The sequence below is a fragment of the Microaerobacter geothermalis genome (assembly GCF_021608135.1).
In the GTDB taxonomy this organism is placed as follows: Bacteria; Bacillota; Bacilli; order DSM-22679; family DSM-22679; genus Microaerobacter; species Microaerobacter geothermalis.
This window is the reverse complement of record NZ_JAKIHL010000045.1, coordinates 1-25,732: the sequence shown is the minus strand read 5'-3', so window position 1 is coordinate 25,732 and position 25,732 is coordinate 1. Positions and strand designations below refer to the sequence as shown.

The 25,732-nt window shown below is 41.5% G+C and carries 27 protein-coding genes; 24 read left to right on the top strand and 3 right to left on the bottom strand.

Going from position 1 to position 25,732, the window contains the following annotated elements:
• The first annotated feature begins 345 nt into the window (after positions 1–345).
• The 9 genes from L1765_RS13985 to L1765_RS13945 all read left to right on the top strand — a co-directional run bounded on the left by L1765_RS13985 (position 346) and on the right by L1765_RS13945 (position 10,384).
• Positions 346–702, top strand: a complete 357-nt coding sequence (locus L1765_RS13985; RefSeq protein ID WP_236408106.1) for an Asp23/Gls24 family envelope stress response protein — start codon at positions 346–348, stop codon at positions 700–702.
• 22 nt (positions 703–724) lie between these two features.
• Positions 725–2,422, top strand: a complete 1,698-nt coding sequence (locus tag L1765_RS13980) for a DAK2 domain-containing protein (RefSeq protein ID WP_407942279.1) — start codon at positions 725–727, stop codon at positions 2,420–2,422.
• 29 nt (positions 2,423–2,451) lie between these two features.
• Complete coding sequence (locus L1765_RS13975) at positions 2,452–3,312, top strand: DegV family protein (RefSeq protein WP_236408105.1); 861 nt, start codon at positions 2,452–2,454, stop codon at positions 3,310–3,312.
• Between the two features lie 76 nt (positions 3,313–3,388).
• The gene (gene sdaAB, locus L1765_RS13970; protein WP_236408104.1) at positions 3,389–4,051 is read left to right on the top strand and encodes an L-serine ammonia-lyase, iron-sulfur-dependent subunit beta; all 663 of its coding nucleotides are present in this window, start codon (positions 3,389–3,391) and stop codon (positions 4,049–4,051) included.
• 284 nt (positions 4,052–4,335) lie between these two features.
• Entirely contained in the window at positions 4,336–5,217 is an 882-nt protein-coding gene (sdaAA, locus tag L1765_RS13965) for an L-serine ammonia-lyase, iron-sulfur-dependent, subunit alpha (protein ID WP_236408103.1), read from the top strand.
• Between the two features lie 8 nt (positions 5,218–5,225).
• On the top strand, positions 5,226–7,277 hold the full coding sequence (recG, locus tag L1765_RS13960; protein ID WP_407942277.1) for an ATP-dependent DNA helicase RecG: 2,052 nt from the start codon (positions 5,226–5,228) through the stop codon (positions 7,275–7,277).
• 113 nt (positions 7,278–7,390) lie between these two features.
• Complete coding sequence (locus L1765_RS13955; RefSeq protein WP_236408101.1) at positions 7,391–7,972, top strand: TetR/AcrR family transcriptional regulator; 582 nt, start codon at positions 7,391–7,393, stop codon at positions 7,970–7,972.
• Positions 7,973–8,000: 28 nt separating this feature from the next.
• The gene (locus L1765_RS13950; protein ID WP_236408100.1) at positions 8,001–9,185 is read left to right on the top strand and encodes an HlyD family secretion protein; all 1,185 of its coding nucleotides are present in this window, start codon (positions 8,001–8,003) and stop codon (positions 9,183–9,185) included.
• Between the two features lie 2 nt (positions 9,186–9,187).
• A complete protein-coding gene (locus tag L1765_RS13945) occupies positions 9,188–10,384 on the top strand; it encodes an ABC transporter permease (protein WP_236408099.1) in 1,197 nt (398 codons plus the stop codon).
• 27 nt (positions 10,385–10,411) lie between these two features.
• On the opposite strand, the gene L1765_RS13940 is transcribed toward L1765_RS13945, so the two are convergent.
• Complete coding sequence (locus tag L1765_RS13940; protein WP_236408098.1) at positions 10,412–10,555, bottom strand: hypothetical protein; 144 nt, start codon at positions 10,553–10,555, stop codon at positions 10,412–10,414.
• A 267-nt stretch (positions 10,556–10,822) separates the two neighbouring features.
• Between L1765_RS13940 and L1765_RS13935 the strand changes: the two genes are divergently transcribed.
• The 7 genes from L1765_RS13935 to coaD all read left to right on the top strand — a co-directional run bounded on the left by L1765_RS13935 (position 10,823) and on the right by coaD (position 16,508).
• A complete protein-coding gene (locus L1765_RS13935; protein WP_236408097.1) occupies positions 10,823–11,614 on the top strand; it encodes an N-acetylmuramoyl-L-alanine amidase in 792 nt (263 codons plus the stop codon).
• The gene (locus L1765_RS13930) at positions 11,604–11,774 is read left to right on the top strand and encodes a hypothetical protein (RefSeq protein WP_236408096.1); all 171 of its coding nucleotides are present in this window, start codon (positions 11,604–11,606) and stop codon (positions 11,772–11,774) included. Before L1765_RS13935 ends, L1765_RS13930 begins: the two co-directional genes overlap by 11 nt.
• A 132-nt stretch (positions 11,775–11,906) precedes the next feature.
• Complete coding sequence (locus L1765_RS13925; protein WP_236408095.1) at positions 11,907–12,548, top strand: TetR/AcrR family transcriptional regulator; 642 nt, start codon at positions 11,907–11,909, stop codon at positions 12,546–12,548.
• A gap of 4 nt (positions 12,549–12,552) precedes the next feature.
• On the top strand, positions 12,553–13,644 hold the full coding sequence (locus L1765_RS13920) for an SDR family oxidoreductase (protein WP_236408094.1): 1,092 nt from the start codon (positions 12,553–12,555) through the stop codon (positions 13,642–13,644).
• A gap of 3 nt (positions 13,645–13,647) precedes the next feature.
• Positions 13,648–15,147: an aldehyde dehydrogenase family protein gene (locus L1765_RS13915; protein ID WP_407942276.1), complete on the top strand. Its 1,500-nt coding sequence runs from the start codon at positions 13,648–13,650 to the stop codon at positions 15,145–15,147.
• A gap of 264 nt (positions 15,148–15,411) precedes the next feature.
• A complete protein-coding gene (gene rsmD / locus L1765_RS13910; RefSeq protein WP_236408092.1) occupies positions 15,412–15,966 on the top strand; it encodes a 16S rRNA (guanine(966)-N(2))-methyltransferase RsmD in 555 nt (184 codons plus the stop codon).
• A 59-nt stretch (positions 15,967–16,025) separates the two neighbouring features.
• Entirely contained in the window at positions 16,026–16,508 is a 483-nt protein-coding gene (gene coaD / locus L1765_RS13905) for a pantetheine-phosphate adenylyltransferase (RefSeq protein WP_236408091.1), read from the top strand.
• A 70-nt stretch (positions 16,509–16,578) separates the two neighbouring features.
• Here coaD and ylbJ read toward each other — a convergent pair whose 3' ends face one another.
• Entirely contained in the window at positions 16,579–17,811 is a 1,233-nt protein-coding gene (gene ylbJ / locus L1765_RS13900; RefSeq protein WP_236408090.1) for a sporulation integral membrane protein YlbJ, read from the bottom strand.
• A 119-nt stretch (positions 17,812–17,930) separates the two neighbouring features.
• Here ylbJ and L1765_RS13895 point away from each other — a divergent pair, with 119 nt between their 5' ends.
• Both L1765_RS13895 and L1765_RS13890 read left to right on the top strand, forming a co-directional pair.
• Complete coding sequence (locus L1765_RS13895) at positions 17,931–18,734, top strand: patatin-like phospholipase family protein (RefSeq protein ID WP_236408089.1); 804 nt, start codon at positions 17,931–17,933, stop codon at positions 18,732–18,734.
• On the top strand, positions 18,718–19,749 hold the full coding sequence (locus tag L1765_RS13890) for a SepM family pheromone-processing serine protease (RefSeq protein WP_236408088.1): 1,032 nt from the start codon (positions 18,718–18,720) through the stop codon (positions 19,747–19,749). The genes L1765_RS13895 and L1765_RS13890 overlap by 17 nt, the downstream gene beginning before the upstream one ends.
• 93 nt (positions 19,750–19,842) lie before the next feature.
• On the opposite strand, the gene L1765_RS13885 is transcribed toward L1765_RS13890, so the two are convergent.
• On the bottom strand, positions 19,843–21,090 hold the full coding sequence (locus tag L1765_RS13885) for a nucleotidyltransferase (protein WP_236408087.1): 1,248 nt from the start codon (positions 21,088–21,090) through the stop codon (positions 19,843–19,845).
• Between the two features lie 81 nt (positions 21,091–21,171).
• Between L1765_RS13885 and L1765_RS13880 the strand changes: the two genes are divergently transcribed.
• The 6 genes from L1765_RS13880 (at position 21,172) to fabD (ending at position 25,583) form a co-directional block, all read left to right on the top strand.
• The gene (locus tag L1765_RS13880) at positions 21,172–21,690 is read left to right on the top strand and encodes a YceD family protein (RefSeq protein ID WP_236408086.1); all 519 of its coding nucleotides are present in this window, start codon (positions 21,172–21,174) and stop codon (positions 21,688–21,690) included.
• Positions 21,691–21,738: 48 nt separating this feature from the next.
• The gene (gene rpmF / locus L1765_RS13875; RefSeq protein WP_236408085.1) at positions 21,739–21,912 is read left to right on the top strand and encodes a 50S ribosomal protein L32; all 174 of its coding nucleotides are present in this window, start codon (positions 21,739–21,741) and stop codon (positions 21,910–21,912) included.
• A gap of 123 nt (positions 21,913–22,035) precedes the next feature.
• Complete coding sequence (gene fapR / locus L1765_RS13870) at positions 22,036–22,638, top strand: transcription factor FapR (RefSeq protein WP_329610043.1); 603 nt, start codon at positions 22,036–22,038, stop codon at positions 22,636–22,638.
• Positions 22,622–23,623: a phosphate acyltransferase PlsX gene (gene plsX / locus L1765_RS13865; RefSeq protein WP_236408083.1), complete on the top strand. Its 1,002-nt coding sequence runs from the start codon at positions 22,622–22,624 to the stop codon at positions 23,621–23,623. The genes fapR and plsX overlap by 17 nt, the downstream gene beginning before the upstream one ends.
• Positions 23,623–24,612 carry a beta-ketoacyl-ACP synthase III gene (locus L1765_RS13860; RefSeq protein WP_236408107.1) on the top strand — a complete coding sequence of 330 codons (990 nt, stop codon included), beginning with the start codon at positions 23,623–23,625 and terminating at the stop codon, positions 24,610–24,612. The genes plsX and L1765_RS13860 overlap by 1 nt, the downstream gene beginning before the upstream one ends.
• 35 nt (positions 24,613–24,647) lie before the next feature.
• On the top strand, positions 24,648–25,583 hold the full coding sequence (fabD, locus tag L1765_RS13855) for an ACP S-malonyltransferase (RefSeq protein WP_236408082.1): 936 nt from the start codon (positions 24,648–24,650) through the stop codon (positions 25,581–25,583).
• The last annotated feature ends 149 nt before the right edge of the window (positions 25,584–25,732 follow it).

Here is a 25,732-nt window from a genome sequence, read left to right as displayed (position 1 = left end):
CTGTTACAACAGATAGGTCATCCTTCATCCCTTAATGGCCCTAATAGCTTGTATCGTGAATGAAATCAAGGGCGAGCGACAGCGAGGGCTTTGCCTTTACCCTTGATGAAATGAGCGATACAAGCTAGCATCCCTCAAGGGATGAAGAACATCTAAAAAAGTGACAGAATCACTGACGTTTTAATATGACATTTTCACTGACGCTTGACAGAACCGTTATTGTTCTTTAAAAATACTCCAACTTATAGTAGAATGAATCATCATATGTGATTATTTTTTATAAGAGCCTGTTTAAAAAGGAGGAGAAACTTCCTCTACAAAAACCTCTCCGAAGGAGGAAAGATGATGACCGTTGAAGTAAAAACCGAAATGGGCCGAATCGAAATCGTTGAAGATGTAATCGCTACCATTGCTGGGGGCGCTGCTATGGAATGTTATGGTGTAGTTGGTATGGTTTCTCAACACCTGTTAAAAGATGGGATTATTGATTTATTAGGGAAGGAGAATTTGAGTCGGGGAGTCTTAGTAGAAAAGAAAGAAGATCAAGTAAACTTGAATATCTACATCATGGTGAGTTACGGAACGAGGATTTCGGAAATTGCCCATAATGTACAAACCAGAGTAAAATATACTTTGGAACAAACTGTGGGAATTCATATCGGTTCTGTAAATGTATTTGTGCAAGGCGTCAAGGTGGTTTAATCATAGGTAAGGAGGACTTGCGTTGAGTCAACAGTATATTGATGGGTTATTATTTACCAGAATGATCATAAATGGAGCAGATGTTTTGAAAAGAAATGTAACGATTGTCGATGGATTAAATGTGTTTCCTGTTCCTGACGGGGATACTGGTACCAATATGAACCTTTCGTTTACGTCAGGAGTAGAGGAAGTGCAAAAAAGAAAACATGAAGGCATTGGGGCAGTGGCTCAAGCCCTTTCTAAGGGATTGCTTATGGGAGCAAGAGGAAATTCCGGCGTTATACTATCCCAACTTTTTCGCGGATTTGCCAAGAGTACATTAGGGAAAACATACATAAGTGCAAAAGAATTTGCTGATGCCCTGAAAGAAGGAGTAGAAACGGCCTATAAAGCGGTGATTAAGCCCATTGAAGGGACCATCTTGACCGTGGCTAGAGAAGCGGCGGATCGCGGTCAAGAAGTGGCAAAAAAGACCGATCAGGTGAATGTGGTGATGGAAGAAGTTGTAAAGCAAGCTAAAATCACATTGGATAAAACACCTGAACTTCTTCCTGTGTTAAAAAAGGTAGGGGTAGTTGATGCCGGAGGTCAAGGACTTTTGTTTATTTACCAAGGATTTTTATCAGCCCTCACCGGAAATGCTGTTGAAGCAGAACAAATAAAAATTCCTGAGAAAAATGTGATCAGCAAATTTATGAAGAAAGAAGCTGAGCCAGTTCAGGCAAAACTGAAAACAGAAGATATCCAATACGGTTATTGTACAGAATTTATTATTGGCTTAGATCGATCAAAGCAAGGATTTAAAGAAGAAGATTTTCGTGAGAAAATTGGCCAATACGGGGATTCCCTTTTGGTTGTGGCCGATGATGATTTGGTTAAGGTACATATCCATGCAGAGGAACCAGGAAACGTCCTTAATTATGCGATGAGATTTGGCAGTTTACATAAGATAAAAATTGAAAATATGCGTGAACAGCATACCCATATTTTGCAGCAGGAATATGAGGAGGTACAGGAAATCCATCAGAATGATTTTAAAGACGGGGAAGAAGTGGCCGATTCCCAAGTTTATGGGATAATTGCGGTGGCGATGGGCGAGGGAACCCATGAGATCTTCCGGAGTTTGGGAGTTGATGTGGTGGTTTCTGGTGGTCAGACTATGAACCCCAGTACTGAAGATTTGTTAAAGGCCATTCAATCGACCAGGGCAAGACAGGTGATTCTTTTACCTAACAATAGCAATATCGTCATGACTGCTAAACAGGCTTTAGAGCTGGCTGAAGTTCCCGGTATGGTTATTCCGACGAAAACGGTTCCCCAGGGATTGGCTGCGATGTTTGCGTTTAATCCAAATTATTCTATTGAAGAAAACCGTTCATCTATGACAGCAGCGATGACGCATGTCAAAACGGGACAAGTCACCTTTGCTGTAAGGGATTCCTCCTTTGATAACCTGGAAATTAAGGAAGGAGATTTCATTGGAATTGCCGATGGGCAAATTGTATCCTCTTCTGAAGAGGTGATGGTAACCACCAAACAACTGTTAAAAAAGCTGGTGAGTCCGGATGACGAAGTTGTTATGGTACTTTCCGGGAAAGATGTGACGGAAGATCAGTTAAATGAATTGGAAAAGTTCTTTGAGGCAGAATATCCCGATATAGAATTAGAAATTCATGATGGCGGACAACCGCTCTACCCTTTCATTTTTTCTGTTGAGTAAAGAAATGATTTGATAAAGGACGTGAATCAGTGAAGAAAATTAGAATTGTAACGGATAGTACTGCTGATATTCCGAAGGAACTGGTTGAAAAATTTAATCTCACGGTAGTCCCACTAAAAGTTCATTTTGGAGAATCCACTTATTTGGATGGGGTCAACCTCTCCGCATCAGAATTTTACAAGAAGCTGGAACAATCCCCCTTATTGCCTACAACTTCACAGCCGTCTCCACTTGATTTTGTGGATACTTTTAAGGGGATTCATGATCAAGAAGAGGGGAATGTTTCCATTATCTCTATCCACCTTTCTTCCGCATTAAGCGGAACCTATCAATCTGCCAATTTAGCTAAAAATATGATTGGGAATGAAGTGGATGTTACTGTTATTGATTCTAAAATGGCTTCCTATGCTATTGGTATTATTGTAATAGCAGTGGCTGAAGCAGCGGAAAGCGGAAAAACAAAGGAACAGTGTATTCTCTTGGCTGAGCAGCTGATTGAGGAAACGGTGGTTTATTTTGTGGTTGATACCCTTGAATACTTACAAAAAGGCGGAAGAATCGGGAAGGCATCAGCATTGTTTGGTTCTCTACTTAACATAAAGCCTATCCTCTCCCTTGACCGGGATGGCGAGGTATACGCCATTGATAAGGTAAGGGGCCAGAAAAAAGCTTTTGGCCGTTTGATTCAGTATTTGAAAGAATATGCAGGTGATCATAAAGTAAGGGTGGGGATTTCCCATGGTGAAGCGTATGAAGAAGTAGAACAAATAAAAGAGATGCTTCATCAGGATTTTGAGATCTCTGACATGGTCATCACAGATATTGGACCTGTGATCGGCACACATGTGGGCCCAAAAACAGTAGCGGTAACTATGTACAAAATATTATAATACATTAACAGCCATGATATATTCCTATCTCAATGATAGGAATATATCTATTTTGCATTCCAATAGGGGGTTTCCTATGAAATATCAGTCAGTCTTTGATATTATCGGGCCAATCATGATCGGTCCCTCAAGTTCTCATACCGCAGGGGCAGCCCGAATTGGACGATTGTCACGAACGTTGTTTGGAAAAGAGCCTGTAAAGGCAGTCATTACCTTTTATGGTTCTTTTGCAAAAACCTTTAAGGGACACGGAACCGATGTAGCCATTATAGGCGGAATTTTGGGCTTTGATACATTCGATAACCGCATTGTAGATTCCTTTGCCATCGCGAAAGACTTAGGTATGGAGATTGAAATTAAGGTTTCTGAAGAAGAGGTGGACCATCCCAATACGGCAAGAATAAAGCTATTTAATCATCAATATTCCTTTGAAGTGGTGGGAATATCCATTGGCGGAGGAAAGGTTGAAGTTGTTGAAGTGAATGGATTTAAGGTTCGCTTAACAGGGGAGTATCCTACATTGCTTGTTCTTCATGAGGATCGCTTTGGCATGATTTCAGCGGTATCCAATACATTAAGTCGATTTGAAATTAACATTGGGCATATGGAAGTTTCCCGAAAGGCTAGGGGAAAACAGTCATTAATGATTATTGAAACGGATCAGATACCCTCAGATGATATTAAAGAGGAGATTGAAAGGATACCCTATGTGTTAAACGTATCCTTCATTTCTCCCTAAATTTCTAGCTATGGAACAAAAGAGTTTACTAAGGATGGCCTTCGAGTTCGTGCTTTAGCATTGGGGCTAAAGAACGGTTACAGCTCTCAAACTGTCTCCATCTTCGAGTTACCCAGATGTTCTTGAGAGCTCCGTACTTTAGTTTCAAAGCGGACTTGACTACTTCTTCGACGAACTCGACAAGCTGACGTGTAAAGTCCTTTGTTCCATCTATATTTACAGTTGGACGTGAAGTGGTAGTGAAGTGATGTAGAATTTTCCCTTTTAAGATGAGGAGGCATGTTATGTTTTCCACGGTGAAGGAATTAATTGATATATGCAATACCGAGAACAAACCAATTTGGCAGGTGATGCTTGAAGCTGAAATGGAGGTATCGGGAAGATCTGAGGATCAGATTCTTGAACAAATGAACAGAAATCTGGATATTATGGAAGAAGCCGTTAACCGGGGTATTCATGAAGATATTAAATCCCATAGCGGTTTAACCGGCGGGGATGCCAAGAAGATTAGAAAATATATGGAGGAGAATAGGTTTTTGTCCGGATTTACCATATTGGATGCGGTTAGCAAGGCTGTAGCCACCAATGAGGTAAATTCTGCAATGGGGACCATCGTAGCCACTCCTACTGCAGGTTCTTGCGGAATTGTGCCGGGTACTTTGTTTGCGGTTGCCCCCAAATTAAATGCCAGCCGTGACCAAATGGTTCACTTTTTATTCACGGCAGGAGCTATGGGATATATTATTGCCAATAATGCTTTCATCTCTGGGGCGACAGGGGGATGCCAGGCTGAAGTGGGGTCAGCTACTGCCATGGCTGCTTCAGCCATTGTGGAAATGGCAGGTGGAACTCCTGAACAATCTGCCGATGCTTTGTCGATCGCCATGAAAAATTTGCTGGGATTGGTATGTGATCCTATTGCAGGGCTAGTTGAAGTTCCCTGTGTAAAAAGAAATGCCATGGGAGCTGCCATAGCTATGGTTGCTGCCGACATGGCACTAGCGGGAATTAAGAGTGTTATTCCGGCAGACGAGGTGATTCTCGCCATGTACCGTATCGGATGCTCCATGCCTAATACATTAAAGGAAACTGCATTGGGAGGGTTGGCTGCCACTCCGACAGGAAGGGCGTTGGAAACGAAAATATTTGGCAGACCAAGTGAATAATGTATGAAATGAACTTGTATCAGTCCGTATCCGTATTAAAGGGTGTTGGTAAGGAAAAAGAGAAGGACCTCCACTCACTCGGAATATTTACCATTCATGATTTGCTTGAGTATCTTCCTTACCGGTACGAAGATTACACAGTGAAGGACCTGGCTTCAGTGTCTGACGGAGAAAAAGTGACGATTATTGCCACGGTATATGGGGAGCCTGTGCTCCGACACTATGGAAAAAAATCCAGGTTATCGGTTCGGTTGCTTTCAGAAAAATTATTAATTACTGCCGTTTTTTTTAACCGTCCTTTTCTGAAACGACAGTTGCAGAGCGGAAAAGAAATCATTGTCACAGGCAAATGGGAGTTGGGGAAGAAGCAAATTGTCGTCCAACACTATCGGTATGCTTTAGACAAACATATAAAGGATTTAAACTCCCTTCATCCGGTTTATTCGGTTACAGGAAGTTTAACGATTGGAGATATGAGGAAATTTATGAAGGAAGCTATCTCAGTAGGAATCCATGGGATAAAAGAGATTCTTCCTTCCGATTTAGTTAAGAAATATCGTTTAATGTCTAGAGGGGAAGCGATTAAACTGCTTCATTTTCCAGTTGATGCTGAGAGCGGAAAAATGGCAAAGCGTAGGTTCGTGTATGAAGAACTGTTTCTCTTTCAATTGAAGATGTTGGCTCATCGGTATTTGTCTCGTCAGGAAAAGGAAGGTATCCAGCATTCTGTTGATGTAAATTCACTAAAAAAATTTATTGATACACTTCCTTTCTCTTTAACAGATGCACAAAAACGAGTGTTGAGGGAAATACTCTCAGATATGAAATCCCCTTATGTGATGAACCGTCTTCTTCAAGGGGATGTAGGCTCAGGAAAAACGGTGGTAGCGGCCATCGCTTTATTCGCTTCAGTGAAGGCCGGTTTTCAGGGAGCCTTAATGGTTCCAACAGAAATATTGGCTGAACAGCATTATCAATCCTTACATTCCCTTCTGTCTCCCCATGGGATAGAGGTGGCACTCTTGACTGGGAGCGCCACCCCAAGGCAAAGAAAAGATATTTTGGGGCAGTTGCAGATGGGGTTGATTGATGTGCTGATTGGCACCCATGCCCTTATTCAGGAGGATGTATCTTTTCGCCGGTTGGGATTAGTTATCACGGATGAACAGCACCGTTTTGGAGTGGAGCAGCGTAGAATTTTAAGGCAAAAAGGGGAACACCCCGACGTATTGTTAATGACTGCCACACCCATTCCGCGAACATTGGCTATCACTGCTTACGGGGATATGGATGTATCTGTAATCGATGAACTGCCATTGGGAAGAAAACCGATTGAAACCTATATCGCGAATTTTTCCATGTTGGATAGGGTTCTTCAATTTATAAGAAAGGAACTAAAAAAAGGAAGACAAGCCTATGTAATTTGTCCCCTTATTGAAGAATCTGAAAAGTTGGACTTAGAAAATGCCATAGACGTTCATGCCCAGTTAAGGGAGTATTTTTCTCCCATGGGTTTTACGGTGGGATTGATGCATGGACGGCTTTCCCCACAGGAAAAGGAGGAAGTGATGAAATCATTCGCCAATCAGGAGATTCATATTCTAGTTTCAACAACAGTGGTTGAGGTCGGAGTGAATGTCCCCAATGCGACGGTGATGCTTGTTTATCATGCGGAAAGGTTTGGTTTGGCCCAACTTCATCAATTAAGGGGAAGGGTGGGAAGAGGATCCGAGCAATCCTATTGCATATTTCTTGCAGACCCAAAAACAGAGGTAGGAAAGGCTAGAATGAAGATTCTCAAAGACACCGATGACGGATTTGAGATTGCCAGGAGAGATATGGAGCTAAGGGGACCAGGAGATATATTAGGGACCAAGCAGAGCGGCCTCCCAGAATTTAAAATGGCAGACATTGTCCGGGACTATAAAATATTAGAGATTGCCAGAAGGGATGCCGCCCATTTGGTTCAACAGGATTCATTTTGGACGGAATCCAGTTTTCAACCGCTAAGGGATTATCTTCAGAAAGAAGGCATCCTTCTTGGTCATAAGTTAGATTAATATAGGATTTCCATACCCGATTTAATATTGGGTATTTTTTGTTTACCTTTTTATACTTATGAGTATAATAAATTTATGTAATTATACTTTACAATATAAAAAGGTGGGGTTCTATGGCTTTAAATACATTAGACAAAATTTATCAAGGCGGATTTAAAGCTTTTGCTCAGAAAGGATATTTTGAGGTAACCATGGAGGAGGTGGCGGTGATTGCAGGAGTATCGAAGGGAACCCTGTATTATCGTTTTAAAACAAAGGAGGAATTATACTTCTATTTGATCGAGAGGGGAATTGATGAGTTTTGCGAGGCCATTTCCAATAGGCTTGCTGAAATCCCTCTGTATTTGGTAGAAGAACGGTTGGATGCTTTGGTTCGGGTCCATCTTCATTACTTTGAAAGTCATCCTGACTTTTGCAAATTAATGTTTCGCCGCAGTTTTGACTCATTTCTTGGAGAAGATCAATTTTTAATGAAAATGAAAGATTATTTTTATCTGATTGAAAAGGAATTGACCAATGCTCAAGAAAAGGGATGGATGGATTCTTTTTTGCATATTACCACTGCAGCTAGCAGTTTTTTTGGTATGCTTGGATTCTTTGTCATAAGAACCATGGTTCGCGGGGATTCCATTCGAAGCAAGCCTCTTCAAAATACATTGATTCATATGGTTAAAGAGTCCATGAGAGCAAAATAATATATTGGAATAGAAGGAGAGATAGGAAATGGGGAAAACCAGAGTAATCATATTGTTGGTAATATTGACGATTTTTACGGGAGGAGCCTTAATTCTTTATCAGTTTCAGAATGAAGCATCTGCCCAACAGGATCAATATATTTCTTCAGGAATTACGGAAATGAAGGAAATAGAGGTGTCCTTTAAGATAGGGGGTAAATTGGATACCACCTTAGTTCAGGAAGGAGATGTGGTGAAAGAGGGAGAGTTACTGGCGTCCCTTGAAGACAAAGACTTTCAGATTAAAGTGGATCAAGCAAAAGCCAATGTGGAAATGGCAAAGGCACTATTAGAACAAAGCAGGTTGGCCGTTCCATTAACCAAGACAGATACGGAGATACAACTGAAGGAAGCGGAGGCAGCACTAAAGGCTGCAAAGGCAAAGTACGATGCTCTGCTCAATGGAGCCAGGGATGAAGAAAAGAAGCAAGTGGAAGCGAAGGTTTCTGCTGCAAAGGAAGTATATCAAGTGGCTCTGGATACTTATAATAAAATGGAAGTTTTATATCAGCAGGGTGCTATTCCTTCAAGCAAATTGGATGAAGCGAAGGTTAATTTGGAAAAGGCAAAGGCAGAATATGATGTGAGTCAACAGCAACTGGCCATGATCAATAAGGGAGCGAGACAAGAAGAGATAGATGGGGCGAAGGCGTTGGTTGAACAAGCAGAGGCAGCAGTGGAAAGGGCCAAGAATGCTATGGGACAGGTATCGGTAAAGATTGAGGATAATCAATTGGCGGAGGCCAAATTATCCCAGGCGGAAGCAGCATTGATGGAAGCGGAAACTTACCTAAGCTATACGAAATTGTTCTCACCAAACGATGGGATGATTATCACCCAAAGCTCCTATAAAGGGGAAACGGTGGCGGCCGGTAAACCTGTTTTTACCATTCTGGATACCAGTAAGGTATGGGCACGTTTTTATGTCAGTGAACAAGGTCTGGTTGACAAAAAAGTTGGAGATAAGGTGACCCTTTATCTTGATGCATCGAAGCAAAAGGTGGAGGGAAAGATTATTCTAATTTCACCTGCAGCTGACTTTGCCGTGAAAAAAGCAACACAAGAACAAGGGGAAGCGGATGTTCGTTCTTTTTTAGTCAAAGTGGAAATCATCAATCCCTCCCCTGATCTTCGTTCCGGATACACGGTTCACTGGATACAGGAGGAGTCATAATCATGGTCAGGAAAATGATTGAGCAGGAATGGCGTGAAATTATCCAAGACAAAAGACTTTTGGCTATTCTTTTGCTGGTTCCAATTTTTTATACGTTGCTGTTCGGATATTTGTATATAAATTCCAAGGTTACGGAACTATCAACGATTGTTTATCTGGGAGAAGACTCAACTCTAACCCGTGAAATCGTTCTTGGCTTTGATCAATCTGATATTTTTTCTGTTTCCAAAATGGCATCAAATGAAGAAGAAGTGATCTCATCGATACAGAAGGGGGATTACAAAGTAGGGATCATCATTCCCCCTCATTTAACGGAGGATATAAAACGGGGCAGTAGTACGGAAGTGTTGACAATGGTAGATGGAAGTAACATGTTGGTATCCAATGCCGCCACCAAGGGCGCCAATGAGGTTGTACAAACCTTTAGTACGGGAGCTGCCATTGAAAAATTGGCAGCAGCAGGGATGGATCAGGATATTGCTATGAAAATGGTGTCGCCCATTCAATTTCGTTATCGGGTTCTCTATAATCCCACGTTCAATTATAGTAACTTTTTATTAATTGGGCTGTTGGGAGCCATTCTGCAGCAGGTTTTGTTTCTCGGTTTGGCGTTGGGAGTAGCAAGGGAGAAGGAACGAGGAACCTGGAATCCTCTTTTAATGGATGTTTCTTCTCCATGGAAAGTGGCTTACGGAAAGTCTGTTCCGTACTTTTTAATTGGTTTAAGCAACTTTATCCTGGTATTCCTTCTGGCGAAAGGATTATTTCAAATCCCATTTAAAGGAAGCCTATGGCTATTTATTCTTCTGGGAATTTCATTTCAGGTCGCTTTGGCTGGGATCGGGTTTTTAGCTTCCCTGACGTCTGCCAATCAGTTGCAGGCTACACAGATTACCATGCTGATTGCTGTTCCTTCCTTTCTGCTCTCTGGATTTACTTGGCCCTTCGGAGCCATGCCGTCCATCCTCGTAAAATTAGGACATCTTCTTCCATTAACCTATTTCCTGGATGGGATTAGGGAATTAACAGTAAAAGGGAACGGGGTGGAATCACTTCTCACCGATGTCTTGGTTCTATTTGGAATGGGTTTGATTTCTTTTGCCGTAAGTATTCTCATCATGTATCTTTCAAGAACGAGAAAAAAAGATACTCATGATTCTTTACGTCTTGGGAATACTGAAAGAGCAACAGTATCATAATCGTTTTTTTTATGTGAAGTATTAATATTACCGCTCGTAGATATCATCAGCGTTAGGATACCTCATCTGGCTGGATTGAGTCTTTTCTTTCTCCTCAATTCCAGCCTTTTCATTTCTTTTCTCTCTGGGTCTTGTTTTAGGTTCTTTTTCATCTGCAGGGATATTTACCATCGTGGTTCCTCCTATTCTTTTATAATGAGATAAATTATTATCAGTATTTAACCGACTTGATCGAGATATTCAAAAACACCCAAAAATGCGGTGTTTTTTTTATTTTATAAGTAGAGAAAGAAATATTCAATAAATGGGCTTAACCTTATGACATCAGCCAATGGTAAGTCGTTTGATTTCATTGTATGTTGGAATAGAAGGACAAAATCATAATTCGGGTATCAGGGTTATGGCTAAGGGAGAAAAGTCAAGAGAGGAGGAAAACGATTGCCAAGTCTAAGTGATCAAATGAGCGATTTCGCTCCGAATAAGCGGATTTGGGTTTTGGACAGAGGGCATGGGGTTGATACCCCGGGGAAACGTTCACCTGACGGAAGTTTAAGAGAATGGGAGTTTAATCATGATGTTCGCAAACGACTTGCAGCATATCTTGATATTAATCAAATTCCCTATATATTTACAGTAACTGATGAAAAAGATATGTCTCTTAGAGAGCGAACAAATATTGAAAACAAACTGGCTGAGATGGGATATCAAACATGCTTTTTGTCCATTCATGCCAATGCCTTTGGCTCAGGAGAATGGAATGATGCAAGAGGAATAGAAACCTATTCCTATCCGAAAGCCAGAGAATCAAAAAGCATGTCAAAGATCTTCTTAAACTATCTGATAAAGGAAACCGGATTATTAGACAGGGGAGCAAAGGAAGCCGATTTCCATGTTCTCCGTGAGACCAAGGGTAATGCAGTATTAACGGAGAACGGCTTCATGACTAACAGGGAAGAAGCAGAACTTTTGAAATCGGATGAGTTCAGGGAGAAGGTAGCCCGGGCCCATGCCAGAGCGATCTGCAAGATTGAAGGGATTGGGTTTACGGATAAAAAGCAGGATGAGGGGAAACCAATGATGGATTGGAAAACAGAGGCCATACAATGGTTGTTAGATCAAAAAATTATCACTGATCCAAAATGGTTGGAAAAGAAAGATGAGGATGTTCCCATGTGGGCTGTTGCCATCATGTTAAGAAGGGTGATGGAGGGGATGAAAAATGAGCAATAAATGGAAGAGCCGAAAATTCTGGATGGCTGTGGTAGCTGCTTTAATCACCATTGGAAACGACGGATTGGGTCTTAATCTTCCGTCAGAATCCATTATGTCTATTGCCGGGGTTGCTATCGCATACATTTTCGGTGAAGCTTACGTTGATTCTAAAAAATGAATAAAATCGTAAAACCACTCAGAAGAATTGAGTGGTATTTTTTATTTTTCGTTTGACATTTAAATTCAGAAAATTTAATATAAATATACATAAAAACATAATTTGTATATATGTCTATGGTGGTGAATTGAATTGACTTCCAGCAAAGATGTTTACGGTAATCTTGGCAGAAGTCTAGGAAGAAAGGTTCATAGAAATTTGCTTCTAAAATGTGCAAAAGAAGTGTTTGAACAATTTGGACCGGAAAAGACAGTCGTATCTGATATTCTAAACAAATCAGGAATTTCTAGAGGAACCTTTTATAAGCTGTTCAGAAATAAGGATGAGATCTATATCCAAGTGCTTCAAAACGAACTGAATGATCTGTACAAAGATATTGAGCAAGAAATGTTGCAAAAACAAACTCCTTTTGAAAAGATGAATCGTTATTGGCTGGTTCGATTAAAACATTTAAAACGGCAGCCTAATTTAAAAGTGCTGTTAAGGCAGGTTTATGAAGGGGTAAACAAGACATATAATTCTTCAGCCTACAAGCAAATTAAAGAAGAAATGCTTTCCAGAGACATTGAGAACTTGAAAAACATATTAATGGAAGGAATAAATGAGGGATATTTTTGTTCGGTATCTGTGGAACTGACAATCCAAGCTGTTGTCCATGCTTTACATGGTTTTGAAAGGGATTGGCTCATGGGAGGAGATGAAATGGTGGAAACACATATTTCCCATTTATTGAAGCTTTTATATCACGGGATTTTAAGGGAGGATAAAGGGTGATTTTATGTCTAACGTATATTTTTTTACCGGTTTTCCAGGTTTTATTGCCTCACGGTTAATACAGAGCATCATTGACAAAAATGAAGATGCGACATTTCATCTGCTTGTTCATCCAAGCCAGATCAGAAGAGCTGCATCCAAAATCCACAATCTCACAGGAGAACATTCAGGGAAACAGGAACAATTTATCTTACATTCGGGAGATATTAGACAGGAGAATCTGGGATTGGAAGATCCCGTCATAAAGAGCCTTAGGAAAAGCATCACGTATGTCTTTCATTTAGCCGCGATATATGATTTAGCAGTACCCAAAAATATGGCATATGAAGTAAATGTAAAAGGGACCCATCATGTCAATTTATTTGTGAAACAAATGGATCATTTGAAGCGGTATGTGTATTTTAGCACAGCATATGTATCTGGAAACAGAACCGGAAGAATTATGGAGGAAGAGCTGGATAGAAACCAATCTTTTAAAAATCATTATGAATCGACAAAGTTTGAAGCTGAGAAATTGGTCCAGGATTTAAGAGAGGAGCAGCCAACAACTATTATTCGCCCTGGTATTGTGATTGGAGATTCAAAAACAGGTGAAACAGCCAAATTTGATGGTCCCTATTTTATCATGAGATTTTTTGACCGCTTTCGCCATTTTCCCATTCCTTACATCGGCCGGGGAGAGGTGCCCATAAATCTGGTGCCAGTTGACTATGTCATCGAATCAACCATTTATTTGGCTCATTCGGAAAAGGGAGTAAACAAAACCTATCATTTGGCCGACCCTTCTCCCTATAAAGTCCGTGAGGTTTATCAATGGATGTGTCAGGAACTTTTAAATAAAAGTCCCATTGGATTGATTCCAAAATCATTTGTTTATGGTTTTTTGTCCATCCCGTTCATTCGACAATGGGTAAAGGTTGAAAAAGAGACCCTCGATTATTTTGACTGCTTTGCCCAATATGATACTGCCCAGACAGAGGCGGATTTGGAGGGTTCCGGCATTCACTGTCCGGATTTGAGAGATTACATCTCTAAGATTGTCAGCTATTATCAAGAACATCGTAATGATCCTGAAAAAATGATTCCCGTTCGATAGGAGATGAAAGTTGTGAATGACAAATTGCTAAATACACCAATAGCAGAAATTCCAGAGTATTATGAAAGGGCTAAGAAGGCTTATTTATTCTGGAAAAATCTTCATATTCATGAACGAATGGCATATTTGAGAAATTTACGTCATTACATGGTTGATCAATTGGAAGAGTTGGTTGAAGTGATTGCCAAAGATACCGGAAAAGTACCAGTGGAAGCGTTAACGGCTGATATATTAACTACATTGGATGCCATTCAGTATATTGAAAAACATGGACCTAGAGTCCTTGGAAAGAGAAGAATGAAAACTCCCCTTTTGTTATTTGGAAAAAAATCATATGTGGAGTATAAGCCAAGGGGCGTTGTTTTAGTCATTTCGCCATGGAATTTTCCGTTGCAGTTAGCAATGGTCCCTGTTATCAGTGCCCTTATAAGCGGAAATGCCGTTATTCTAAAACCATCAGAGGTTACCCCAATGGTTGGCAGGTTGATAGAGGATCTGTTTCAGAAGGCAGGATTTCCCCAGGATGTGGTTCAGGTTGCCCATGGGGGAAAAGAGGCGGGTTCAGCCTTCGTGCAGGGTGAACCGGATTATATTTTTTTTACCGGTTCCGTACGGACAGGGAAAATGATCCAGGAGGAAGCGGCGAAAAAATTGATTCCAACCACCCTTGAATTGGGCGGGAAAGACCCCATGATTGTGTTCGCAGACGCCAATCTTAAGAGAGCAGTCCATGGGGCGATTTGGGGGGCATTTACCAATGCCGGACAGGTGTGTATGTCCGTGGAGCGGGTGTATGTGGAACGTAAAATATATGATCCTTTTATAAAGAAACTGGTAGAAGAGGTGAATCAATTAAAACTGGGATCAGGTATGAATGATGATATTGGAATGATTACCTATCCAGGACAGGTAAGTATCATTAGGGAACACATAGAAGATGCTTTGTCTAAAGGGGCGAAACTACTAACAGGAACAAGCCCAGAGCACTGGATTCTTGATAAAGAATTGTTTATTCCTCCTATGGTTTTGGTCGATGTGGGGCAAGACATGAAAATTATGCAAGAGGAAACCTTTGGTCCCGTTCTTCCAGTCATTCCCTTTGACAGCGAAGATGAGGCTGTTCATCTTGCCAATGATTCTTCATTTGGTTTAAATGCCAGTGTATGGAGCTCTGATTTAAGGAAAGCAGAAAGGGTAGCCACCCGCTTAGTTACGGGGAATGTCGTGATCAATGATGTCATCATTACTGTAGCTAACCATTATCTTCCCTTCGGCGGAGTAAAACAGAGCGGAATAGGCCGTTATCATGGAGAAATTGGATTGCAAATCTTTTGTCATCAAACTTCAGTCATGTCGGATAAAGGAAAAAGGGAAAGGGAAGTGAATTGGTTTCCTTATGAAGGGAAACTTCCATTATTTTTTTCGCTGATTCGATCCTATTTTGGCAAACATCGGTCTTGGGGAGGTCTTTTGAAGTCCTATCTCCATTTATTAAGAAAATAGAACAACGGATACTAAAAAAACGGGTATCTGCCGATAGGGCAGATACCCTAAAAAAATGGGAGAGGAGAAACCGGAGGAAGAGCTTATGGGGAAACGTAAGTCTTCTCCGCGGTTGTCAACAACATCTTTTCGATGTTGTCATCTATATCTTGGACCTTTTGGCAAAAAAATATACATGGTGATAAAAAATTTTTACCAAAGGGAAAACTTATGTTACCATGATATAGGTTGATAATCCAATAGGGTGATATGCAGGGTGATACAATGAGAATTATTGCCGGAAGAAGAAAGGGACATCCCTTGATCTCTGTCCCTGGCCGCGGAACAAGGCCGACCACCGATAAAGTGAAGGAATCCATATTTAATATGGTGGGTCCTTATTTTAATGGGGGACGGGGGCTAGATTTGTTTGCAGGTACGGGAAGCCTTGGCTTGGAAGGAATTAGCCGGGGGATGGATAAGGTTATTTTTGTAGATCAAGATAAAAAGGCTATTCAGACCATTTGGTCAAATGTGAAGGAATTGGGGTTTGAGTCTAAGGTGGAAGTGTATCGAAATGATGCTGAAAGAGCATTAAAGATTTTAATCAAACGGGGGATGAAGTTTGACTATGTTTTTTTAGACCCCCCATATGATGATCAAAAAATTTCTGCCATGATGGGGGTTATGGATGACCATGGATTATTAAATACTGGGGCTGTCGTTATTGCTGAGCACGACCATCAAGTCTTTCTTCCTGAAAAAAACGGGGGGTTATTAAAAGAAAAAGAATCAAATTATGGAACCACTTCCATCTCTATTTACAAAAAGAGCACATAGAGGAAATATTTCAAACTATGTATCAAAGAAGTTCCGGAGAGGATAAAGGGGGTAATTCTGTGAGTATTGCGGTGTATCCTGGAAGTTTTGACCCTGTCACCTTTGGTCATCTCGATATTATACAAAGAGGTGCCAAGGTATTTGATCATGTAATTGTTGCTGTTTTACATAATCCCAATAAAAATCCCCTGTTTACGGTTGAGGAGAGAATAGCTTTAATCCGCGATGTGATAAAAAATATGCCGAATGTAACCGTTGACAGCTTCCATGGATTGTTGGTGGATTACATGAGAAAAATGAATGCCAATGCCATTATCAAAGGGCTTCGGGCTGTGTCCGACTTTGAATATGAACTTCAGATGGCGTCCATCAATAGAAAGCTAAATGATGAAGTGGAGACCTTTTTCATGATGACCAACAATAAATATTCCTTCCTAAGCTCAAGTATTGTGAAGGAAGTAGCCAAATATGGCGCACCTGTCAGTGACCTGGTTCCGGATGTGGTTCAAGTGGCTCTCAGAAGTAAGTTTCGCGTAACATAAATAGCTAGTAAACCCCGGACTTCCGGGGTTTCATTTACCTGATGTCTTACTGATAAGAAGACCCTTACCACTACACCCTTCTCTTTTTGTTTAGATTTTTCCATGTGTGAATGCCAAGAGAAAGTGTGATAAGACCAACTATGATCAAGAAAATATTGGAACCAAGATATGCAAAGCGACTCCATATACCGAAAATCCCTTGGTTGGGTATATCCTGGATCCATGTACTGATGGACGTTCTGGCAAGATAGGGTTGAATCGGCTTCCAAATCGTTAACGTGACTACAAAGGCTAGCGCGGCATGTAATACTCTGGCAAAAAAATAGGGCTTGTATCGAATATCGGTTTTGCTAAGAATACTTGCCACCTGTGCGTGTACGGAAAAGCCGCTCCATGCAGTGATGGCTCCAACGATGGCGATTTTATACATCATCGAAACACTTGAAGATGTTTCACTGGCTACTTGTGAGCCCAACGTAATCTCGAACAGTCCAGCAATGACGGCATTGGACAGTTCAGAAGGAATTCCTAGAGGAATAAAAATTAAGGTAATAGCTGCAGCAATAAGATCAGTAAGATGAACAAGGGATAAAATGTTGATGATGACGGAGAATATGATCATAAATCCGCCAATTAATAACATGGTATTCATAGAGGAAGTGACGGCGTCACCAATCAAGTGACCTATGGTTCTTCCATCACTGATACGGGCCCTGTGCATCGACTGAAGGGCACGCATAAACAGATTCAGATTCGAGTTTTTGCGGTATTTTGTAACTTCTCCGCCGGGCTCATGAAATCTCATGATTAATCCTACCATTAAGCTGGAGATATAGTGGGCCAGAGCAATCGCAATACCCAAAGAAACATCCTGAAAAAAACCAACAGCCACAGCTCCAAACATAAAGAGAGGATCAGCGGTATTGGTAAATGATACCAACCTTTCTCCTTCTGATCGGGAAATGAGCTTTTGTTCTCTTAACCGAGCGGTTAGTTTTGCCCCGATGGGGTAGCCTGATGCCAATCCCATGGCCAAAACAAATGCTCCTGTACCCGGAACATTAAAGATGGGCCTCATAAACGGTTCCAAAAGAACTCCCATAAAATGAACAACGCCAAATCCCATCAATATTTCCGAAGTAATAAAAAAGGGGAGGAGAGCAGGGAATACGACATCCCACCATATCTTTAACCCACGTAGGGCTGAGGAAAAAGCATCTTCAGGATAGATAATCAAAGAGATTACGAGAAAAAAAGAGATTACGGCAAAGAATAAGGTTTTTAAATAAGTTCTCTGGAGCATGGCAAACCTCCATTTGGTAGGAATCTTCTCTTCCTCATACATACGTCAAGATGTCCAATTTTAGACCAAGCATTATTAGAGGAATGAATGACATAGAATGAAATAAGGAGAGGGTGCAAATGACGGTAAAACCGAAAATCGGATTGGCCCTTGGTGCTGGAGGAGCCAGGGGTTTTGCACACATTGGTGTGTTAAAGGTGCTGTTGGATCACCAAATCCCCATTGATTTTATTGCCGGAAGCAGTATTGGAAGTTTAGTTGCCGTTTTATATGCCAATGATTTAGACTTAAAGATGTTGGAGAAATTAGCAGTCCATCTAAAAAGAAAGCATTGGCTGGATCTTACCGTGCCTAAAATGGGGTTTGTTCAGGGAGAGAAAATAAAGGAATTGATACGCTTGCTTACCCATGGAAAACATATAGAGGATTTATCCATTCCAATATCTGTTGTGGCCACAGACTTGGAAAATGGAGAGAGAGTTATTTTTGACAAAGGTTCCATTGAACGTGCAGTCAGGGCTAGTATATCCATTCCCGGAATTTTTGTGCCTGAAAGGGTGGATGGAAGACTTTTGGTAGACGGCGGAGTGATTGATCGGGTTCCCATTACTGTTGCCAAGGACATGGGAGCAGATTTGGTCATTGCGGTTGACGTCGGTCCCAGTGAAGCAAAGATGGGGATAGAGTCTATTTTTGATGTGATATCCCGCACCATCGATATCATGGGAATGGAAATATTTAGGACTCATATATTAAATGCTGATTTCCTTATTCGTCCTGAGGTTGGATCCTATAGTTCTACCGATTTTAACCATATTCAGGAGATTATATCGTTAGGTGAGGTTGCCGCACTTGAAACGGTTGAATCCATTAAGGAAAGAATAGACCAGTGGAAAGGAGAGAAACATGAGGGTCGAACGTAAGCAATGGGTATTTTTAATCATTTCTTTATTATTTATCTCATTATTTTATATTCAACTCCCCTATTACATTACCCAACCCGGATCAGCCATTGATCTGAAACCGATCATCAATGTTGATAACGGTTATGTCAATGAAAAGGGAAAATTTATGATGACGACGGTATCCATGGTAAAAACTAATATTCCCTATTTTCTAGTTGCAAATCTTATCCCCGAGTATGATTTAATACCTGAAAAGTACATATTAAATCCCCATGAAACTCCTGAGCAGTATTCTGAAAGGCAGTTGCAGGTCATGAAATTTTCCCAGGATTCGGCGCTGATTGTTGCCTTTCAACGGGCCGGCTTACCTGTTTCAATAAAGGATAACGGAGCACTAGTTATACAAATAATTCCAGAAATGCCTGCGGCTGAAAAATTGAAAATAGGGGATGTGATCACTTCGGTTAATGGCTCTTCTGTGAAAAATAGTGATGAGCTTTTGTCTCTGCTAAAGGGTAAAAAAGCCGGCGATCAGGTAAACATTGAATTCATCAGGGGTGGAAAAAAATATAAGGAAACGATAGCCTTGGCCCCGTTTCCATCGGATGTGAATAATGAAAGAGCTGGGATTGGAATTGGGCCGGCAACCAGTCGAGAAGTGATTTTACCCAGAAAAGTAACCATTGATACCGAACAGATTGGAGGCCCTTCAGCCGGATTAATGTTTGCATTGGAAATCTTAAATCAACTGACCCCCATCAACTTAACCAAAAACTATGTGATTGCCGGAACAGGAACGATTGATGAAAAGGGGGATGTAGGTCCCATTGGGGGAATTAAGCATAAGGTGGTGGCTGCCGATAAAGCAGGGGCTGAAATTTTCTTTGCCCCAAACGATAATATGGGGGAAGACTCCAATTACTCCGAAGCATTGGAACAAGCGAAAAAAATAGGAACAACAATGAAGATTGTTCCCGTAAAAAATATTGATGATGCGCTGTCGTATTTGTATCAACTTGAGGAAAAAAAGTAAGCATTTTGTATTGCCCAAATGTGTTTAAAGTCCACGTGCTTTTGACTTGAAGCGTCCTTGCGTATCTCTAGTTCCACATTTACTGAAGTGTTCTTAATGTTTCAGTTGAATGGGCGGTTGCTCATATTCCATTCGCAAACCTGAATGCCCGGAAGCTTTGTAACCCAAACTGTAAATTTGAGAGCCCAAAACATCCAATTGGAGCATTGGATGTTTTGCCTTTGATATTCTGCTGATGATTGGAAGTGAGGCTCTTTTTTTCATTTTGGCCAATAATTCTTGTCCCTTTTGTGAGAACCCAAGAACCCGGATATAGGCCGGGCCTACATTCATTTCACATTGTTCCGCTTTTTGCTGGGTGATATTTAACAGGGTATGGAGTAACAGACGTTGGAGCCTTGTCCAAGCGTATCTTTTGGTTTTGATCTGTTTCATCAGAGATATAAAATCAGGGCTAATCAGCAATTGTTTTTTTATTCTTTCCGGAAGTCCCTGTTCCATATGAATAATGGATGAGAGTTCTGTTTCATCTTTGGACAAAAGCAAATGAGTCAAAGTGTGATAAAAATCATCCCAGGAAACAGGCCCCCTTCCTTTTTTCCATTCCCTTTCTAAGATGTTTAAGGAAGTTGTCGGGACGTAGGGTGCTATCGATTCCAAATGAAATCCTTGTTGATAAAAAATTTGGTTTCTGATAGCTGTAGCGCTGGCAATGGATGGATCGGTAAATTCCTTTTGATTATATCCTGATTTTTTTCGTTGAATAGTCATCGGAACGATTGGGCTTTTTAACCTTTCCAACGCCAGAAGGTAATGAAAGCCTAAGATATTATTGGGTTGATCCAGGGGAATTTTCCAATCTTTCAGCTCTGATTGCAGAGCTGTGCCATAAGCTTTTGGATAACTGAACCCTTGAGAAAGGTATTCCTTTAAGTTATTTTTAAACCGTTGGGATTCCTGGGCTATCTTTTTTGCCCCCTCCAGAAGCCAATCCAATTCCCCGCTTTCGCTGCCGAAACATAACGAATCCACACACCTGGAATGGTGAAGGATAGATACGGCTCCATGGGCAAATATTTCGGCAGATTGGGTTGCAAAAAGAAGGGGAATTTCAAGGACGAGATCAATTCCGATCGATAAAGCCATTTCCGTTCTTGCCCATTTGTTGACGATGGCGGGTTCCCCCCTTTGCAGAAAATTCCCGCTCATCACTGCTACGGAATGGGTCGCCTGGGTTAACTTCATAGATTCTTGGAAATGATATACGTGACCGTTATGTAAGGGATTATATTCAACAATTAGACCTACCGTACGCATCAAATCACCGCTTTCTAACTGCACTTATTATATCAGCTGCGTTTTTTGTTGACAAACCTTGGTTTTCCCGGGTATAATAACTTTTGTTTCCTTGAGGTGAATACGATGATCACTGTTTCTCAATTACTGCAATTAAAGGGAAAGCCTCTTTCCATTAAGGAAGAGTTCGATTTATCCGGATTGGCTAAATCAAATAAGGAAATTATCTCGATCTCCCCTGTCTTCTTTGAGGGGGAATCCGGCGTGCAGGCTGACATCATCATGATTAAAGGAACGGTTTCCGGACAGGCTGAGTTATCCTGTTCTCGCTGTCTCACACCATTCACTTTTCTATTTCACCTTCCTTTTTCCGAGAGCTTTCACCAGGGGATAAGGGGGGATTGGGATGATGAGGTCGAGGTTCACCAGCTGAAGGATGACCGGATTGAGCTTTCTCCCTATATTGAGGAAAAGATTATATTATCTCTTCCATTCATTCCAATATGTAAGGAAGAATGTCTTGGTCTTTGTCCCCAGTGCGGTAAAAATAAAAATTTAGAGTCCTGTGAATGCAAGATGGAAAAGATAGATCCGAGATGGGCTGGATTAGCTGCTTTATTTTCTAATGAGAAAGAAGTAAAATAACAAGATGGTGGAATGTTTATTCAGACTACAGCTAAGGGGGTGGGATCCATGGCAGTACCATTTAGAAGAACTTCAAAAACACGCCGTAACAAAAGACGTACTCATTTTAAACTTTCTGTACCAGGTATGGTAAAATGCCCGCATTGCGGTGAATGGAAACTGGCACATCGTGTTTGCAAAGAGTGCGGAACCTATAAGGGTGAAACGGTAGTAGAAAAATAACTTTACCAAAAACAAGAGCCGTTTGGTTCTTGTTTTTCTTTTATATATTTATTATACTAAATATTAGAACCAGGTATTAATTTTAGGTTTTATTTGATTTTGTCATTTAGGTGGTGAGGCACCATCGTTAAACTTAGAAAAAAGGAAAGGCAGCAGCAGTTGTTGGATCAGTTGAAGGATAATCCTTTTATTACAGATGAGGAATTATCCAAATTGTTTCGCGTTAGTATTCAAACGATTCGCTTGGACCGCATGGAATTGGGGATTCCTGAACTTAGGGAAAGAATAAAGCATGTGGCCGAGAGGCAATTTGACCTCGTGAAGTCCCTTCCTCTTGAAGAAGTGATTGGAGAAATTATAGACTTAAGGTTAGACGAAAGAGCCATTTCCATTTTGGACATTAAGAAGGAACACGTATTTTCCAGGACCGGAATTGCCCGGGGCCATCATATTTTTGCCCAGGCGAACTCATTGGCGGTTGCCGTTATCAATGAGGAAATGGCACTAACTGCTTCAGCCACTATCCGGTTTATCAGACCTGTTCGTTTAGGGGAACGATTGGTGGCTAAAGCAGAAGTAAAGTCTATAGAAGGTGAAAAAAGCAAGGTAAAGGTGGATACCTTTGTACGAGAAGAGTTAGTATTTACGTCAACCTTTATGATTCACCGTGCAAATTTGGATTCTGGAGGAAATGAAGAGGTGAAAGAAAGTGAAAATAGCGATTGATGCCATGGGAGGGGATCACGCTCCAAACGAAGTGATCAAAGGGGCGATTGATGCTCTTTGTGAGTGGAAAGATATACATATTATTTTGGTAGGACCAATTGAAAGGGTAAAACCGCTGGTTCCTGACTATTTGTTGGATAAAGTTACCATCCAGCCTGCTGATGGAGTCATTGGGATGGATGAAGAGCCGGTTCAGGCAATTCGTCGGAAAAAGGATTCCTCTATGGTGGTGGCGGTTAATCTTGTAAAAAAGGGAGAAGCTGATGCGGTGATCTCGGCAGGAAACACAGGTGCCTATATGGCATCGGGATTGCTTCATGTCGGTCGTATTGAGGGAATTGAAAGACCTGCCCTTGCACCGGTATTTCCTACAATGGATAACAGAGGAACATTAGTTCTTGATGTTGGAGCCAATATGGATGCAAAACCTTCCCACCTTCAGCAGTATGCCGTGATGGGGACAATTTATGCAAGGGAGGTCCTAGGAATAAAAAATCCCCGAGTGGGACTTTTGAATGTAGGAACAGAGGAGAAGAAAGGAAATAGTTTGGTTAAGGAAGCTTTTGGATTGATTTCAAATACATCTAATCTTCATTTTATCGGTAATGTGGAGGCTAGAGACATTCCTTATGGGATCTGTGACATACTGGTGTGTGACGGATTTACTGGAAATGTGGTATTAAAGTTAACTGAGGGAGTGTCTTCAGCCATCTTTGCTACCCTTAAGGAAGAATTTATGAAAACCCCTTGGTCGAAGTTGGCTGCACTAATCCTCAGACCCGGTCTCAGGCGTTTCAAACAGCAAATGGATTATAAGGAGCATGGAGGAGCGCCATTATTGGGTCTTAAGGGTGTCGTCATTAAGGCTCATGGGTCCTCAGATGGACGGGCATTTAAAAATGCCATTCGTCAGGCCAGACAATTTGTTATCCATGATGTGGTGGGTCAGATAACCAAACATGTGAAGGGTGTGAGTGAATCGTGATGGAACGTTCAGTGGGAATCTGGGGATTGGGTTCAGCCCTCCCGGAGAAAATATTAACCAATCTGGATTTGGAAAAAATGGTGGATACATCAGATGAGTGGATCGTTTCCCGGACCGGAATACGCGAAAGAAGGATTGCTTCAAAGAGCGTAGCCTCTTCAGATTTAGCTTTAGAAGCCAGCGAAAAAGCTTTGAAGTCCGCAGGGATTTCGGCCGAAGATTTAGATTTGATTATAGTGGCCACGGTTACTCCTGATATGTTGTTTCCCTCTACCGCTTGTATTATACAAGCCAAGTTGGGGGCTAAAAAGGCGGCAGCCTTTGATTTATCAGCGGCCTGTTCCGGGTTTATTTATGGGTTAGCTACAGCCACCCAGTTTATTAGGAATGGCATGTATGAGCACGTCCTTGTTGTTGGTGTCGAATGTTTATCCAAAATTACCGATTGGGAAGACCGAAACACTTGTGTGCTCTTCGGAGATGGGGCAGGTGCCGCTGTTTTGGGACCTGTTAAGGAGGGAAAAGGATTCCTCTCCTTTGATTTAGGAGCCGATGGTACCGGAAGAGATTCATTAAAGTTGCCTGCAGGCGGGTCAAGATTGCCGGCATCTCTAGAAACGGTGGAGCAGAAGATGCATTATGTTTCCATGAACGGACAGGAGGTTTTTAAATTTGCGGTACGGGTCATGGAAAATGCCACTGAAACAGCGTTGGAAAAAGCTGGACTAACAAAAGAAAAGATTGATTTGCTTGTTCCCCATCAAGCCAATATACGAATTATTGACTACGCAGCGAAAAGATTGGGGTTATCTGAAGATAAAGTGATGGTGAATTTGGATAAATATGGTAACATGTCATCTGCCACTATTCCTATTGCAATGGATGAGGCCCTTCAGGAAGGTAAAATCAAGGATGGAGATATTCTACTTTTGGTTGCCTTTGGCGGAGGATTGACTTGGGGCTCCAGCGTATTAAAATGGGGACGGTAGGAAAAGGAGGACACCGTTTACAGGGGGGGACTATGATGAAGAAGATTGCCTTTATCTTTCCGGGACAGGGTTCACAAGTTGTTGGAATGGGGAAAGCCATTGCTGAAGCGGATAAGGAAGCTGCGGAAGTTTTCGCCATTGCCGATGAGGTATTGGGATATTCATTATCAAAATTGTGCTTTGAAGGTCCCGAGGAAGAATTGCGTTTAACCGAAAATACCCAACCTGCGATTTTAACGACAAGTATGGCCTTATATCGTATATTTCAGCGCAGCGGGGTTACCCCGGCCTATTTTGCCGGACACAGCCTTGGCGAATACTCTGCCCTTGTCGCAGGAGGAGCTTTGTCTGTAGAGGAAGGAATCAAGATTGTTCATATGAGGGGACGTTTCATGGAGGAAGCTGTTCCTGCCGGACAAGGAGCCATGTCTGCTGTTTTGGGAATGGATCGGGGGACTTTGGAAAAAATATGCCAATCTGTTACAAATGAAGGATATCTTGTGCAAGCAGCCAATCTGAACTGTCCGGGACAAATCGTCATTTCCGGTACTGCAGAAGGTGTGCAAAGGGCAGGAGCATTATTAAAAGAAAATGGAGCAAAAAGGGTTATTCCATTATCTGTGAGCGGACCTTTTCATTCATCATTAATGAAGCCTGCCGCACTAAAATTGGAAGGCCATTTGTTGAAATTAAGCTGGAAGGACCCTGTTGCACCGATCATATCTAATGTAGATGCCAAACCGGCGATCTCTACTGGACAAATCATCTCAAACTTAGTTCAACAGGTTTATCATCCGGTGTTATGGGAAGACAGTGTCCGTTGGATGATTGATGCTGGTATTGATACATTTGTGGAGATTGGTCCAGGCAATGTGCTATCCGGACTGGTGAAGAAAATCAGCAGAGAAGTGACAACCATCTCCATTCAAGATCCTGTCTCCATGGAAGAAGGGCTGCAAAAGCTTCTTTAAAGGTGTGATCGATTTTTCTTAATAGACATCCATGCCGCTGACGCGGCACCATCAGATGATGAAAATAAGCAATATGCGATATAATGGACTTGCGGCTGGCGAGGGAGGTCGCTTAATCTTGGTGCTTACAAGCCCGTTTATTAGACAGA